The 16100-nt window shown below is 45.5% G+C and carries 15 protein-coding genes, 1 riboswitch and 1 other annotated feature; of the genes, 6 read left to right on the top strand and 9 right to left on the bottom strand.

Annotated elements, in window-relative coordinates:
• Positions 1-52: 52 nt before the first annotated feature.
• Together GC093_RS05550 and GC093_RS05545 are read right to left on the bottom strand one after the other, a co-directional pair.
• Positions 53-961: a nucleoside hydrolase gene (locus GC093_RS05550; protein WP_171650877.1), complete on the bottom strand. Its 909-nt coding sequence runs from the start codon at positions 959-961 to the stop codon at positions 53-55.
• Between the two features lie 795 nt (positions 962-1756).
• Complete coding sequence (locus GC093_RS05545; protein ID WP_171650876.1) at positions 1757-2197, bottom strand: Dps family protein; 441 nt, start codon at positions 2195-2197, stop codon at positions 1757-1759.
• Between the two features lie 676 nt (positions 2198-2873).
• Between GC093_RS05545 and GC093_RS36290 the strand changes: the two genes are divergently transcribed.
• A complete protein-coding gene (locus GC093_RS36290) occupies positions 2874-2996 on the top strand; it encodes a hypothetical protein (protein WP_281365159.1) in 123 nt (40 codons plus the stop codon).
• A 35-nt stretch (positions 2997-3031) separates the two neighbouring features.
• Here the strand turns inward: GC093_RS36290 and kimA are convergent, their stop codons facing one another.
• Positions 3032-4870: a potassium transporter KimA gene (kimA, locus tag GC093_RS05540; RefSeq protein ID WP_171650875.1), complete on the bottom strand. Its 1839-nt coding sequence runs from the start codon at positions 4868-4870 to the stop codon at positions 3032-3034.
• 102 nt (positions 4871-4972) lie between these two features.
• A riboswitch (cyclic di-AMP (ydaO/yuaA leader) is annotated at positions 4973-5114 on the bottom strand.
• 178 nt (positions 5115-5292) lie between these two features.
• Positions 5293-5506, top strand: a binding site (T-box leader).
• Between the two features lie 52 nt (positions 5507-5558).
• Here kimA and GC093_RS05535 point away from each other — a divergent pair.
• Together GC093_RS05535 and GC093_RS05530 are read left to right on the top strand one after the other, a co-directional pair.
• Positions 5559-7424 (top strand): arginine--tRNA ligase, encoded by a 1866-nt coding sequence (locus GC093_RS05535; RefSeq protein WP_171650874.1) that lies wholly within the window; start codon positions 5559-5561, stop codon positions 7422-7424.
• 288 nt (positions 7425-7712) lie between these two features.
• Positions 7713-7937: a hypothetical protein gene (locus GC093_RS05530; protein WP_171650873.1), complete on the top strand. Its 225-nt coding sequence runs from the start codon at positions 7713-7715 to the stop codon at positions 7935-7937.
• 53 nt (positions 7938-7990) lie between these two features.
• Here GC093_RS05530 and GC093_RS05525 read toward each other — a convergent pair whose 3' ends face one another.
• The 4 genes from GC093_RS05525 to hprK form a co-directional block, all read right to left on the bottom strand.
• Positions 7991-8482: a DUF1648 domain-containing protein gene (locus GC093_RS05525; RefSeq protein WP_171650872.1), complete on the bottom strand. Its 492-nt coding sequence runs from the start codon at positions 8480-8482 to the stop codon at positions 7991-7993.
• Between the two features lie 194 nt (positions 8483-8676).
• Positions 8677-9567 carry an alpha/beta hydrolase family protein gene (locus GC093_RS05520; protein WP_171650871.1) on the bottom strand — a complete coding sequence of 297 codons (891 nt, stop codon included), beginning with the start codon at positions 9565-9567 and terminating at the stop codon, positions 8677-8679.
• A 128-nt stretch (positions 9568-9695) separates the two neighbouring features.
• On the bottom strand, positions 9696-10628 hold the full coding sequence (locus GC093_RS05515; RefSeq protein WP_171650870.1) for a DMT family transporter: 933 nt from the start codon (positions 10626-10628) through the stop codon (positions 9696-9698).
• 324 nt (positions 10629-10952) lie between these two features.
• Positions 10953-11864, bottom strand: coding sequence for an HPr(Ser) kinase/phosphatase (gene hprK / locus GC093_RS05510; RefSeq protein ID WP_171650918.1), 912 nt, complete (start codon positions 11862-11864; stop codon positions 10953-10955).
• A 233-nt stretch (positions 11865-12097) separates the two neighbouring features.
• Here hprK and GC093_RS05505 point away from each other — a divergent pair, with 233 nt between their 5' ends.
• Entirely contained in the window at positions 12098-13111 is a 1014-nt protein-coding gene (locus GC093_RS05505; RefSeq protein WP_171650869.1) for a phosphotransferase enzyme family protein, read from the top strand.
• Here the strand turns inward: GC093_RS05505 and GC093_RS05500 are convergent.
• Positions 13103-13300, bottom strand: coding sequence for an HAD family hydrolase (locus GC093_RS05500; RefSeq protein WP_171650868.1), 198 nt, complete (start codon positions 13298-13300; stop codon positions 13103-13105). The two genes, GC093_RS05505 and GC093_RS05500, sit on opposite strands and share 9 nt — an antisense overlap.
• Positions 13301-13308: 8 nt before the next feature.
• A complete protein-coding gene (locus tag GC093_RS05495) occupies positions 13309-14325 on the bottom strand; it encodes a hypothetical protein (RefSeq protein WP_171650867.1) in 1017 nt (338 codons plus the stop codon).
• Between the two features lie 167 nt (positions 14326-14492).
• Here GC093_RS05495 and GC093_RS05490 point away from each other — a divergent pair, with 167 nt between their 5' ends.
• Both GC093_RS05490 and serS read left to right on the top strand, forming a co-directional pair.
• Positions 14493-14684, top strand: coding sequence for a hypothetical protein (locus GC093_RS05490; protein WP_171650866.1), 192 nt, complete (start codon positions 14493-14495; stop codon positions 14682-14684).
• A 16-nt stretch (positions 14685-14700) separates the two neighbouring features.
• A complete protein-coding gene (serS, locus tag GC093_RS05485) occupies positions 14701-15984 on the top strand; it encodes a serine--tRNA ligase (protein ID WP_171650865.1) in 1284 nt (427 codons plus the stop codon).
• Positions 15985-16100 lie beyond the last annotated feature (116 nt).

Here is a 16100-nt window from a genome sequence, read left to right as displayed (position 1 = left end):
GAATGCAATATGTTCAACAGCCCTCTAAAGTATCAGTCCGGGAGCCAGCATTTTACGGGTACTGAACCAGCAAATCCTCCAACAGCTTCTCCAGCTCCCGTAAGTCCATACTCCGCATCAAATAACGATGCCCCCTATCCGGCGATGCCACCCACTCGCTTTCCCCATCAACTTTTACTTCCACACAACCGGCAGGACTCGCCTCCCAGTACCCGGTAAGCCCGCGAACCCCATACAGCACAGCGGTTAAATCCCAGCTGTTTCGGCTTCCCTCGCGTCCCAAATACCACTCATACGATTGACGCACCGGATTGTGCTCGGGAGTTTCCAGAAATAGCCGCTCTCCCGTCATGATTTCATGTCCGATTTCAAAGCCGCTGAACATGATCGGCGTCGGCCATTGCTCCGCCACAAACCTCGCAGATGGAGCATCCATCTTAAAATTCCATTCCATCCCCGAAGGAAACGCCCCTCCCATGACAACGAGCTCCGAAACCTTCCGGGCAACCAGCTCCCTTCCGCTCAACGGGCATAACGAGTCAGGCTGGGATTGCAAAAGATGGCGCAGGTTGCGCAAAGGACCAATCGCAACAATTACGACACTGCCATCCGGCTCCGCCGCCAGAAGCTCCCGAAGCAGCACGGCCGCATCCTCCGGCTCCTGTCCTTCCCCGTATTGATTGGGGTGCGATTCGCAAACAGGGCGGTTGTATTTATGATACTGCTCACCATCCAGAAAACCCTGATCCTTCAGCGTTCCAACACGAATATCAGATCGGCGGTAATATCGGTTGATCGCGTCTATGCATCCTGCACCCCAGGGGCTGGAGGTACAATGGGTGATTCCCAGAATCTCAGCCTCTCCGCGGCGTGCCAAAGCGTGCAGTATAGCGAGTGCTGCAGCATCATCGCAATCCGGGCCTATGTCAGTATCCAATATAATTTTCACCGGTTTGATCATGAATCGGCCTCCTTTATCTTGGTATTCTTTATCCTTTATTCTTTCATAGCCCCGCCAACCAGACCTTTAATAATATGTTTTTGCATGACAATAAAACACACCAGAATGGGCAGCAGCACCAGAACAGTTAACGAGATAATGATGGCCAATCCACACTAAATTGTCCTCTCGCCTAATAAATCTCCATTACCGCACCCTTATCGTTTAGAGCAAGCAATTATTTTCCCGTATGTAAGATGAACTAAAGAAACTTTAATCCGCCATCGTATAGTGATTTCACTCCTCTTGTGACCATCCCCCAATAAAATAACTAGAAAAGATCCATCTATTTTTAAAATTATTGATATAAAATTGAATATAGATGGATTTCCTCCCTCTAATTCTACATGTAACCCCAACTAGAGGGGAAGGTGGAATATTAACATGAGGTTTTCCATCTAAGCTATGAATCGAGGCTTATGGAGCACAATTAGCAGGAGGATTTCCCGTTATTAGTTGGTCACTAGACATCATGCTTCCATTTGGTTACCGTGTTATGAAATCCAAGCCTATCATTCTATAGTTCGTCTTGCGGCACACTTCATGTGTGATTTATATGATGTGCGGGGGGAGGGTTGGATCTGTGGGTAAGCAGGGCACATGACTTCAAAACCGGGCTTATCGCACACCAAGCCGAAGCCTTCCGGTAAAGAACCGGAGGCTTCGGCTTGTATATCATTCCCTAGCTATATTCCTCGCTACTATTCCCTAGCTATATTCCTTGTTACATTCCCTTACTCTATTTCTTGCTACCATTCATTTCCCCAAAAAGGAATTCAACATCCATACATGCTTCTCAAGGCTGGCATGAATGCCGAGCAGCAAATCGCCTGTCGTCTCATCCTCCAACGATGCCGCCAGCTTCATGCCGACTTTCAATTCATTAATCACCGTCTGGAAGTCGTTGACTATTACTTCAACCATCTGCTCTGCCGTTTCACTTCCTGCAGCATCACGGACCGACGCCACATCCAGGTATCCCTGCAGGGTGGCTACTGGCCTCCCGCCCAAGGCCAGCAAGCGCTCCGCCAGCACATCCACATGGAGGGCTGCTTCCGTATACAACTCCTCAAACTTAAGATGCAATGTAAAAAATTGATGGCCTTTCACATACCAATGGAAATTGTGCAATTTGATATGCAGGACCGACCAGTTGGCAATTTGCCGGTTAAGAGTAGTGTTTAATGCTTCGCTCATTATAAGCTCCTCCTCGTAAGTCATCGAACAGCTCCATTTATTCAGCTGCAAGGACCTAATAATTTATATTTAGACTTAATCTAAATATATAATACCACCTCCATCCATATTAATCATGAAGATTACATGAAGAAATGGTGGCTCAACCTCAAAATTGGCGCTTGGCTCTATCACGATCATCAGCCTGCACAAAATCATGCAAACATGCAGTTATTTTCTACTGAAATTACTATTGAGTGGAAAAGCTGCGAAAGTACAGCCATTTTCATGTAAAAGGGTCCGATTAAGCCAAGAATGCACAGAAAGATGCACATTTACATGAATTCACGAACACCGCGAATAAAACTTCCAAAAGGCTGTATAGATGCAGGTTTTTGGAGTAGGCAGTGGCTTCGAATAATATCTATATGCTGCCAATGCCGTTCGTGAAGTCTTGTCAAGCGATGAGCTGGATATGAAGCTGAAATCGGATGATTTCTCCAAGCGCTGATTTCGGTCTTGAGCCAAAATGGTGAAAGTTAGCAGCTGAATTTTCCTCGCTGAAATATATCAGATTACTCCAATTATCACTGATGATTTCCTTGAATTGTCATCGAATACTAACCACAAATTAAGGTTAGTTTAATAGATAATGTCTATTCTTCAATGGTAGCTTAATAAAAAGGGAGTGATCGTCGTGGAAATAGATAACCTGTTAAACGAGCTCTTTAGTGCACAAGAGGATTGGTCCGTAACGGCCAGTGAGCATACTTATGTTGTTGTCCCTAATGGATACGAAGAAAATGAAGATGAAGAGTAAAGAAGAAGAAGAGAGAGCCCTAGGCTCTCTCTTCTTCATTTTTCACATAAATGGAAAGGAACTGTTGCTACTACAACGTCCTTCTCCCTTAACAGTCTAGATCGGATACGATAAGCGGACTGATTATGAAGCAGACGCTGCCACCATTTTCTGGCCACAAATTGGGGAAGAAGAACCATAACCGTCTGCTTCTCTTTGACATGCGTATCAATCCGTTCAATAAATTCAACCAATGGCTTGACGATAGTTCGGTATCTGGAGCGGAAAACGACCAACCGAACCCCAGGATTCCATTGCTCCCATTTTTTCTCCATTTTCTCCTCATCTTCATCGGAAAAAGATATATAGAATGCCACTACGTTGGGTGACAGTGTCTTGGCATAGGAAATTGTGGACGCAACCACTCGATGAATCCCCGCAATCGGGATAATGATAATCGATTCTTTGTGGGGCAATGGCTCCTCCAAGTTGATTCGAAGCTGGTCCGCAACATCCTCGTAGTGATTGTATATTTTGGTAATAAACCATAAGAGGAGTGGGGTCAGGACAATAACAATCCAAGCGCCTTCCATGAATTTGGCCACACAAAAGATAATAAGAACTGCAAACGAAAGGATGGCACCCACTCCGTTAACAATCAACCGGCCCCGCCAGCCCTTTTGCTTTTCCTTCAGCCACTTACGCACTAAACCGCTCTGAGCCAGAGTAAAGGACAAGAAGACACCGATTGCATATAAAGGAATCAAAGCATCGGTTTTACCCCGAAAGGCAATAAGCAGAATGCTGGCCAAAACGCCCAAAGTGACGATCCCGAAGTGAAAAGACAAGCGATCTCCCCGGTTAGCAAACATTCGCGGGAAATTTTTATCCTGAGCCATAATCGATGCCAAAATCGGAAATCCGTTAAAACTGGTATTAGCCGCCAGCGTCAAAATCATCATTGTTGCAATCTGAGTTGCATAATACATGGTGCCTCGACCAAAGGCGCTCTCTGTAACCATGGATAGCACGGAGGTGTGTCCCTTTGAGTCCGGCGTGATGCCATAGGCCATCGTTAGAACCGTAACACCACCGAATATGATTGCGAGCAAAATGCCCAATGAAAGCAGCGTCCTTTTGGCATTCTCCTTGGACGGGGACTTAAAATGAGGCACTGCATCCGAAATGGCCTCAATCCCGGTAACGGCAGAACAGCCGGAAGAAAAGGCTTTTAACAAAACAAACAGCGTTAACCCCGATGGGATGGCGGGGGGAATCACATGAATTGGGGCTGTATGGCCAGCTCCGGTCAGCATATCAAACATTCCTTTCCCGATTAATACCAACACGCAGAGAATAAAGAAATAGGTCGGGAAAGCAAATATGGTCCCCGATTCCGAAGTTCCCCTCAGGTTTAACCAAACCATAAGCCAAACCAGGAACAAGGCAATCGGTACAATATAAGGAATCGCAACGGGAAAAGCGGATGTAATGGCCTGGACGCCCGCTGAGATAGAAACCGCTACCGTCAAGGTGTAATCAATCAATAATGAAACGCCTGTCAATCTTCCGAAGGACATACCCAAGTTTTCTTTGGAAACCATATACGCTCCGCCGCCTTGCGGATAGGCATCGATAACCTGTCTGTAGCTGATTACCAGAATCGTAATTAGCAGTATGATGGCAATGGCTATAGGCAGCGAAAAAGCAAAGGCCGCCACAGCTCCTACAGCTGCGAGAGCGATCAGGATTTGCTCTGTTCCGTAAGCTACAGACGATAAAGCGTCCGACGATAGAATCGGGAGAGCCTTCCAAACCGGCATCTTTTCATGCTCCAACTCATTGGATTTGAGTGGCCTGCCGAATATCACTCTTTTAAAAGAATCTGATGTCATCCTTGCGCCCCCGGCTAGAAATAATTGGTTTAAAAAAAACTTCATCTTTAATATGTCCGAAAAAAACAAAAAAACACAAGGCTCGAGTCTCGTGTTCCGCTCTCCTTCTCACTTTTCGCTTACGGGGTTAGCTGTCGGATTAGGGCTGTGAGAAGCTTGCCCTTCCCTTGCACATGCAATAGGATTCACCCCATTTTTACTGGGTCCCCCGTTTTTCTTAAAGAAAATTCAGCATATATCACAATACTGCTCTCATAATATTTTAGCCGATTGCTTTCTTTATTGATAAAAGTTGTATCTGCGAATACTCTCTCTTCCCCCTGCTACATTCACCTGTATAATTTAGGAAAAATCACTGTTGCTTTTTTCTAAAATGCGGGTATACTGATAAAAAGCTTTTTTTTCGAACACCAAAAATTCATAACCTTTCGATGATTGGGACAGTAATTATTGACAATAGTTCAAGCGAGCCGAGATAGTGAGAGCCGGTACGGAGTCATTAATGAAACGGACCCATGAGATGATCTTCTGAACGGTAAGTAGGAAGGTCCGGCTAAGACCGTTATCTTTGGAGTGGTTAAACCCCGGTTTAACAACAAGAGTGGTACCGCGAATGCTATAGCCTTCGTCTCTTATTAGAGATGAGGGCTTTTTTGCGTTAAAATGACCATCATTTAGGAGGGATATTATGTTAAGTCAGCTGTTAACTGTTCATGTTGAAGCAGCAGTAACCGGCCTGTTGGATGAGCTCGGCCTTCCCCAGGCTTCACCCATCAAAGTTATCATCGAACAACCGTCCCATATGGAGCATGGCGACTATTCTACCAACATAGCGATGCAGCTAGCGAAGATACTGCGTAAGCCGCCGATGCACATAGCTAAGCTCATACAAGTTAAACTGGAGCAAGACGGTTTCATTGAAAACAGGGTATACAAAATTGAGATAGTCCCACCCGGATTTATTAACCTGTTTATAAATTGGCGGCAGTGGGCACACCACCCTCTTGCCGCAGCAGAAGCTACCGCAGGACATAAGGTAGTCATTGAACATACATCTATTAATCCGAACAAATCAGCGCATATCGGGCATTTAAGAAACTCCTGTATTGGCGATACCATGGTCAGGCTGCTGCAAAGAGTCGGCTATCAGGTCGAGGTCCATAACTACATCGATGATCTGGGCAATCAGCTTGCGGATACGGTTGTCGGTATGCTCCATACGCCGTTGCAAAAGGAGCATGTGCGTTTCGGAGATTTCTGCTGGGATATTTACTCTGCAATTAATAAGGAATACCAAGTGAACTCGAAGCTAACGGAGCAGCGCTCGCATGTGCTTCACAACTTGGAGGAAGGCAATAACAATTTAGCATGGATCGGCATGCTGGTAGCGGAACGAATTGTCCGTGAGCATATTGAGGAAATGCAGCCATTCGGAATCGACTATGATTTGTTAGTGTGGGAAAGCAACATTGTTAGGGAAGGCTTCTGGTCCGCTGCGTTTGAGCTTTTGCAGCAAACCTCATTATTTTATCAAGAAACGGAAGGAAAATTGGCGGGCTGCTGGGTGTTGAAACAACCGTCTTCGACGGAGGGTAGTGAGGAGTCCGAACATAGCGCGGATAAAGTCCTAGTCCGTTCTAACGGCATTTTGACCTACACGGCCAAGGATATTGCTTACCACCTATGGAAATTCGGACTTCTGAAGAAGGACTTCTCCTATACAAAGTTTGCTGAAGGCCTGTGGACAACACATGCAGCAGGTTCTAGGGAAGCTTTCGGTAACGCGGATATCGTAATCAACGTAATTGACCACAGGCAAGAATACCCGCAGATGATGGTGAAGCAAGCATTGGAGGCGCTCGGCTTCTCCGAGCAAGCGGCCCAGCTGCGCCATGTCAGCTATGGGGTTGTTTCCCTAAGTCCAGGTTCGGCCGCTGAGCTAGGCATCGATACAACGGATAAGAAAGCATCCTACGCCATGTCCGGCAGACAAGGAATCGGCATCAAAATTTCGAATCTGCTTGATTTAATGGAAGGAGTTGTGGAAGACAAGCGTTCGGATAAAACCGGCATCTCCAGCAGAACCATTGCAGCAGCGGCGATCCGGTACTACTTGCTTCGTTTTAACCTGCACACCGAGGTTGTATTCGATCTGCAGCAGGCTACTGAAATTTCGGGTAATTCAGGCGTATATTTGATGTACTCGTATGCGCGGGCCGTCAGTCTTATCAACAAAGCGGGGCAAGAACTGCATATCGTACCGGCCGTGCCCGAGGATTTCCCTGAGATGGAGAAAGCAGAATATGCTCTGCTAAGACATATTGCCAATTGGCTGGATACATTAACTGCCGCCAGCCGCGAGCTGACGCCTAATTTGATATGCAGCTATGCCTTCGATTTGGCAACACTGTTTAATAACTTTTATGCGGTGTGCCCGATTCTTAAAGCGGATGATGAGAGGAAGAAATTTCGCGTGTGGTTGACCTCAATATTCAAAGAAACACTGGGCGATGCTCTGCACGTCCTTGGCTTACCCGCTCCAGACCGTATGTAGACGGCATTGAACCTAAGATGCCTGCCTTCTTAAGGACAATAAATTTACAATCCTAGTTCACTTGTGCCATAATGATATTCGCTCAACATGCTCTCAACAAAACAGGCTGTGGATAACCCTGACTGTGGATATGTTAGTAATATTTCCAAAGATGTACACAATAACGGATGGTGCTATGTTGATAGTGTGGATATCCATGTGGATAAATGATTCTGCCCCATCATGTAGCACCCTTCACTGAAGGAATCCTATCTATTACGTAGAATATTGTGGATGAGGTGAGTCTTAATGTCTGAATCCAGGGCTCTTCACTCCGATACAGAGCTATTCGCTGCAGCGCTGTTCCAGCTAGAAGTATCCGTCTGGGAGCGAACTGCTGATGATATCCCTGTTAGAGTAGAGGATGGCGCAATCATTGAGCGAATTACGCCAATCAGCGTTAAAATAAATGGGGTTTATTATGTGCGCAGCGAATGCGAATTTCGAGTGGGCAGGAGTGGGGTTAAATCGTAATTAGGCGAGGCGAGCTGACTAAGAATTGCACATATGGCTATCACGCCAAGCCTTTATTTTAATTTTATGGTGCGATAGATATAAAAAATAGTAGTAAAAACTATAATCCCCAGCAGAACGTATAGGAAGATCCCAGCATCATTTACCTTTTTCTCTGCTATATCTGTTAATTTCCATGATAGGAAACCGAACAGTGAAATTATTTCGACCTTCAACCAGCTTACTAGCAGTCGCGCGTTGGTATACTGTCTTTGCGCGTTCTCTTCAGTAATCTCACTAAGATAATTAAAAGAATGGGGATATCTACTTAGAATCGTGAGTCCAATATATACGACAATAGAAAGAATGGGCAGCAAGAATAAAGTTCCTTTACCACCCCAGCCATTCACTTCACCAGAGACATTAAAATGAATGGGTACTTGGGCCGGAAGCTTCGACCACTCTAAACATAAATAGATTATTGAAGTTAGGATTACAGCAATCGAAATAACCTCATGCAATACCTCTATGTTTGTTTTTGGAATTGAAAGTATAGGCCGACTCATTTATTCCACTCCTTTTTTAGACAAATCTACCCTTATTGAGACACAAGTATCCCCCAATCTCATAGCATTATAACATATAACCGAAGCTCTTAATCACCTATATTTTACATTTATTGCCACTTTGATTGAGTTGCTCATGAAAAAAAGGCCGCTCTACTTCAGCACAAACGTGCGAGCAGAACGGTCTCCATTGTCTAATCGGCAGTATGGGGGATGTCTTTCAAGAAATCCACCGTAAGTCGAATAGCTTCCTCCAATTGTTCCGTCGTTCCAGCAAAAGGATGCACAGCGCCGAACGTGTGCGTTCCCCCTGTAATCGTTACAGAACGATGCTGAGGAGCAGCTTGCCGCAGCGTTTGGAATCCAGCCTGAAGCCTCTCGGAATCCTTATTTCCCTGAAGCTGCAAAACAGGGATCCCCAAGGCTGACAGCCTTCCCGGAATATGATAGCGCGACGGATGCTCCGCCAAATCCTCATAAAAGTCACGACGGATCGGCATCTGCTGTTTGGTTCTCGCATTAGCTACATAAGCAATACCATGCTCGGCAATAGTAGCCTTGAAGGCTTCGTCGAATAAATCTGCATTCCCATTACCGTTCCAGGTAATAACTGCCTTAACCTCAGAATGCTCGCTCGCAAAGAGAATGCTATTCCCTCCTCCACGGCTGTGCCCAAGCAAATACACACGCTGTAAGTCCGCTCGCTCCGATTCCGGCAGCTGCTTAGCCAATAAAGCCTGAAGCAGCAGGCTCAAGTCGGCCTGTTCACGGGAATACGTGTTGAATGAGAATTTATCCAGCTCGTCGAAATCAGTCTCATTAACCCCGTTGCATGAGAAATTAAACGTTACAACATAGAAGCCTTGCAGTGCAAATTGTGAAGCCGCATAGGGGAAAAATCCCCAATCTTTAAACCCTTTAAAACCATGACTTATGATAAGTACCGGTTTCAGCGATAACAAATTATCGGCCTGCTCTTCTAGTACTCTAACTTCCCCCCGTATGTACAACTCCTCCCCCTTCTCGGTAGGCAGCTTTCCTGCATTCAGTTTAAAAGAATGTTCTTCAATAGCTCCGGTTGGCATAACATCACTCCTCACTATTTTTAGACGAAATGTAATTTTAATATTTAAATTGTTTTGACGATGACCCGAAGGTACAGTTTATATGCAAATAAGACACCGCGTATAACGTACGCAGTGTCTCCCTCCATTTATCCGTTAACCTTCGGCAGCTTTTGTATCATACCGGATGCAGTCACTGGTTTGCCGCTGCTTGCCTCTGACTTCTCCTTTTTAAATCCTGTCGCCAGCACGACTCCTCCCACAATCAGCAGAGAACCGACTATTTGAACCATAGTCACTGGTGTGCCAAGGAGCAGGAAGCCGACAACCATGGCCACAAAGGGCTGCAGGTTTAGAAAAACCGATGCTTTCCCCGCTCCAATTCGTTTTAGCTGAACATTCCAAATCAAGCCGCATAACCCCTGCATTAGAATGGCCGTTACAAATAGCAGCACCCAAGCCCAAGGATGTGAGCTCACGTGAGTTATAGGCTCCTTAATTAAAGCAACCGGTATAACCATACTCGAGCCAATTACTGTGGAATATACGGTAGCCGTCAATGGATCGATCCGTTCTGTCAGCTTGCGCATGATAATAATTGAGATTGCGAAGGAAACCATAGCCAATAAAATGTAGAGCATTCCTATTGAGGGCTTGATCCCCCCAGATTTACCAACCACAAAGAAAATACCGACCATCGCTATAAGCGATCCAATGACCATCTTTCTCGTAATGGTTTCCTTCAGAAACACCGCAGCCAGCACGGCAACGGTAATCGGTGCGAGTGATAGAACGAGCGACGCCGTGGTTGCATCGATGGTTTCCAACCCTGTAAAAAAAGAAGCTTGATTTATCAGCGTTCCCACAAAACCAAGCGGTACGAGCAGCAGGAAATCTCTGCGTGTCAATTGCCCCATCTTTTTAAAATACCATCCGTACCCAATCAAAAATAAGGAGGTTGCTGACAGCCGCATCGCTGAAAGCAGAATAGGCGGAAATTCATTAACCAATATAGAACCGAATACAAAATTGCTCCCCCAACAGCAAACACAAAAAAGCAGGAGTATATATGACCGTACCATGAACCGCCTCGTCTCCTTACATCCCCAACATATACTCATCTACAGATATTACTCCTCCGAGATGATTCTGTCGAACAAGAGAAAGGGCCTTAGAAAGCGGATACAGCACGAGGTTTATACGACACGCTTCATTATCTTACTATCCCGAAGTTTTACGCGGTTCTTCGCTGATATCCAGCTTTCTTCCGCAGCGGCCTACCTACATGTATTAGCTGCTTTAAATGCTCAAAGATCTGCTTTCGTTGCCCATACATGATAATTATAAATTTCGAGCTGCTTCTTCATCATAAGTATGCTTCCCTATAAAAAAGCTTCATCCTAAACTTAATTATCACTTTCCAATCTTTTCATAAAATCCTCAACTGCGCTGTAGCCCTGCTGTTTTAAATACCAGTTATTCGCAGCCGCTTCTACAAGTCCTGCCACATCTCTTCCGGGTTGAAGCTGGATTTCAATATGCGGGATGCGAACGTCTAAATAATCGGTAAACTTCGGCTCCAGCTCCAAATCATTATTCAGATCGTTCTCCTGCCATTTGGTCAGCTCGATATCTAGAACGATGCGGGTTTCATCTTGAAACGCTCTTCTTCCGTAAAGCCGGGACACATTAATAAGTCCAATACTGCGGAGAGCCAGAAACTCTTTGCTTTTACCGTTGTGCGAGCCAATAATCGTTTCGGGACTCGTTTTTTTCAGCACCACGATGTCGTCAGCTACAAGCCGATGCCCGCGGCGGATCAAAGTATGCGCAGTCTCGCTCTTTCCGACGCCCGATTTGCCGCGAAGAATAATTCCGATGCCGGACACGTTAACACATACGCCATGGATCGTTATCTCCGATGCCAACGCTTTAGCCAAGTAATTATCCATCAGGTCCGAAAACTTCGACGTCGGCTCGGAAGTCCTTAACAGAGGTATTCCCTCTTCTTCACAGTACTTTTTCAAATATTTAAGACCCTCTTGACTTCTTGTAACAACAAAGCAAGGAGGGTGATATTTCACAATATTGCCGATACTTAGATTTCGCTCTTCCTCACTATGCTTATGCAGATAAGTGATTTCTTTTCTCCCCAGAACTTGCACATGCGCCTGCGGAAAAAAGTCAAAATACCCGACAAACTCAAGACCCGGACGATGAGTCTTAGGCTTGGTTATCACCCGGTGCAGCTCCGACTTGCCGGCCAGCACTTCCAGTGAGAACCGATTCACTAAATCTTGAACGGTGACAGTCTTGATCATCATCGCCTTCTTCCCTTATAAATGTATTCTTAACTACATTAACATTCTACATGTCGAAGCATTTTCCCTTCTCAGTAATCAGTTCAGTCATTCGCGATTTCTCCATTTTAATGGTATAATTACCCACTATTGTTAATGATACCGCATTCATATCGACGGGTAAACCGTTAGTTGATTAGGGATTCGAGCTATCTATATCGACGGTATATTCTATACGAGGAGTGACACCTATGAATGACCAGCTTGAAATGTTAGCAACCGCTATTAAAGCCTACGGCCTTGATCCGAAAACACTTATCCTTGAAATGGAATTGCCGCAAAATTATCATGGAGACCGCCATTTTAAAATCAACATCGACGGAGGTTGCTTCTCTGCAAGATTTATCAGCGACAATCGTTATCAGCATGATGTATTTGTAAAACTAACGGAACCCGTACTTGCAGAACAAATGAGGTTTATTGATTTCTTGCATCAAAACAATATTCCTTTCATGCGCAGAAAAGCTACAGCATCCGGCAGCAATTACATTCAGCTTATTTGGAACGAAACGGAATATCGCTTCTTTTTGTTTGAATGGATGGATGGACGCCACATTACCCACTGCACCGAGACGGTAGCCTATCAATTCGGACAATTGGCCCGAAAACTTCATACTGTTTCTTCGACTTATCAATCCAAGCTTCCGAAGCAGTCACACCTTGAAGGCAGTAAGAAATACCTGCACATGCTTAAAGAAGCCGCTGCCACATCTAACCTATCCGAACAAAATGAGTCCATTCTTAGCAACTATTTGAACCAGGTAGAGGAACATATTCAAATCGCCTATACAACTAATTTGGAATTTGTTATGCAGTCCGATCTTAATCCGCTTAATATTTTATGGGATGAACAAGAAACTATAACGGGTATTATTGATTTTGAGCACATAGGCTACACGGATCGGATTGAAGGCTTAGCCTGGTTAATTAAATGGTACTCACGCACAGATGGACTCGGATCACATAATGTATCGCCCAAACTTGCACAATGCTTGTTGGAAGGATATGAAGCAGAGGATTTTCTTACATCAGAGAGTTGGGACCGCTTGCGGTCATTATTATGGTTAACAGGCTGCTTGAACTGGGGATTCACCGGAAAGGCTAGAACATTAATTACGAATCCGGAGGCGCACGCTCAACTCACAGATCACCTGAATATTTATCTGCAGCGCGGCGAAAAATTAATGGCTCTCGTTTCACAATAACTTCAAAACCTCTTGGAGCTGACTTAGGCTCGTTATCACGGTTATATCTGGAGCTAGCGAGCTTGCTTCTTCCCGGCGGTTTAACCAAATGCCCTTCATATTTATTTGTGCACATGGCAGAATATCCGTACCAAGATCATCACCGATATACACGCATTCATGCGGCTGTCGGCCCCCCTGGCTGCACATACCATTAGCTATTCCTTCCGAACTGGATATCCTGGAAGGATGTCCGGATTTATGCGCCTGACCATCTCAATAATCCACTCGTTCAAGCTGTCTGTATCTATGTTCGAATCGTATCTTATACGATCCATCTGTAATTCGCTTCCGTAACGGGCCGTTTGTTCTCCATCATACAAGTCCATGAAGTACAGGTAACCAGCCCTTAACTGCTGATCATAGGACTTAACAAGCTTCATTGCCTTCAGCCTTTTCACAATTTCAGCAATAATGTCCGCATCCTTAATAATGACCTGTTTGCCTCCTCCAAACGTGATACTGATCTGAATAATGTGATTCAAATCATGGTGTAAAATATCGGTTACTTCCACAGCTTGATCCGCTGACGGCGAGTCCCAGACGGCAAACTCCAGCACTCTTGCTTCCGGCTCATCATTAGATCTTACCTTTGTTCTTGACCCTGTGCTCCATCCATCAATCCTCTGTCCATCCTTCAAGTCCTCAAATTTAAGGGGCTGCCTGCCATTCTTTTGGTACAATTCAGCGTCATTCGCGAAAGAAACCCAATACACCCCCGCCATGCCCCCTTCGTTGTCCTTGAACTTTTCCTGGTTCACTACTAGAATTCGGCGTTCCTGCTTGCGAATCATACTAATAACGCCCTCAATATCCGGATGTTCAGAGATTGCAAAAGATTCAATGTGCAGAGGAAAAGAACGGTCAACAGCATCAAAAACGGCTTGTTGAAGCGTTAGTTTCTCTCCCTCGGTCAGTGATTCTCGGTGCTTGTTCAGCTTTCTTATCTGCATATGAACAGCTCCATCCTGTATGTAGCTATTCATAAGCTCTACGGATAAACGAAGGTACACCTCAGTCAGCTTAGGGATTTGCTCCTGAATGTTCAGAAGCTCCAAGGACGGCTGCGATACTTGCACTTCTTTTTTGGAATTAGTTGAAGAGGGTATATCTGACGGAAGCACAGCACCCCATCCCATTGTTAGTGCAATGACAATAACAAATAAACTGTTCAAACGAATCACCCGCCTCTTAAACTAAGATATATACACGAAATATTAGACATGGGGAACGCAAAAAAGTTTCCGAAAATTCCCAAATTGGACAGAAGACCCTGAATAAGTCATTGAATTTTTGAACATACCTGAGGTATACTACTTAAAAGAAAAATGACAACCTGCCTATGAAGAGCATCCAACTCGGAGGCGTTCTCGTCAAGGAGACTGTTAATCTCCCTAAGTTAACCGGACCCGCCCGTTATCGCGGAACCAAAGTGGATCAGACAACCTTGTTGTTTGGTCAAGTTGGGTGGCACCGCGAGCCGAAGCGCTCCTCGTCCCAAACGGATGAGGGCGCTTTTTGTCTTTTTTACTAAAAAGGAGCGTGGTGGCATGTTAGACATCAAATGGATTCGTGAACACAAGGAAGAGGTACAAAGGGCGGCAGAACAGAAGGGAATTTCGCTTTCCATCAAGGATTTGCTTGCATCCGATGATCGGAGACGCTCACAGCTGCAAGAAATTGAGCTGCTCCGGCAAGCCCGAAACCGACTAACCCGTGAAACAAATGAGCTCATTAAACACGGAAAACGCGACGATGCTGATACAAGCAAAGCGAAAGTAAGAGAAGTCAACAGGAAGCTGACTGTGCTGGAGGATGGGCTATCCGAATTAGAGGCTGAGCTCCACAAATTATTACTTCTGGTCCCCAATATTACTTCATCCGATACCCCTGACGGGCGCTCTGATGAGGATAATGTGGAAATACGTCGGGTAGGGGAGCCTGCTGCTTTTGGCTTCGAAGCCTTAGATCATATTGCGCTTGGGGAGCTTCATCAGATCATCGACCTCCCGCGTGGGGTGAAAACAGCCGGTTCACGCAACTACTATCTTAAAGGGGCAGGCGTACAGCTTCATCGCGCCGTACAGCAGCTTGCTGTCGATTTGCTTATAAATAAAGGCTTCACTCTGCTCGAGGTTCCTCTATTAGTCCGTACAGCCGCGATGATGAATACTGGTTTTTTCCCGGCAGGTGAAGAACAAACTTACCGCATTTCTGACGAAGACAAGTGGCTTGTGGGTACATCGGAGGTGCCTATTGTTTCCTATTATAGCAATGAAATTGTAGATGTATCACAGCCACTCAAGCTTGCAGCCGTTTCCCAGTGCTTCCGCAACGAAGTCGGCTCTGCTGGAAGGGATGTACATGGCCTGTATCGGGTACATCAATTCGCTAAAGTAGAACAGGTTATATTATGCCGGGCTAGCCTGGAGGAGTCGGAGCGGATGCTTCAGGAGCTGACGCAAAATGCGGAGGAGCTCTTGCAGCTGCTGGAGCTGCCATACCGTGTGATGGCCGTCTGCACCGGCGACATGTCCCAAAAGACTTACAAGCAGTATGACCTCGAAAGCTGGATGCCCAGCCGCCAAGCGTATGGCGAGACTCATTCGTCGTCCAATATCCTTGACTTTCAGGCGCGCCGCTCCAACATTCGGTACCGCGACGATCAAGGCAGCCTGAACTATTGCTATACGCTCAATAATACAGCCGTTGCTTCACCTCGCATATTGATTCCTTTGCTTGAGAACCATCAAGAGGAAGACGGAGCTATACGCATCCCTCTTGCTCTGCGGCCCTACATGAATGGCATGGATCGGTTAGTCCCGCGTATTTAATAAATAGAGGAACCTACAAAGCATGTAGGTTCCTCTTTTCTCTGGATTCATTTAATAAATGAATAGATTAGCAGGAAAACATCCAGTTAATGGTAGGTCATAATTCCAGCTAAAGC

Origin of the sequence: Paenibacillus foliorum (assembly GCF_013141765.1) — a bacterium.
Classification (GTDB): Bacteria; Bacillota; Bacilli; order Paenibacillales; family NBRC-103111; genus Paenibacillus_S; species Paenibacillus_S foliorum.
The sequence above is the reverse complement of the archived record's forward strand: the minus strand, read 5'-3'. Positions and strand labels throughout refer to the sequence as shown.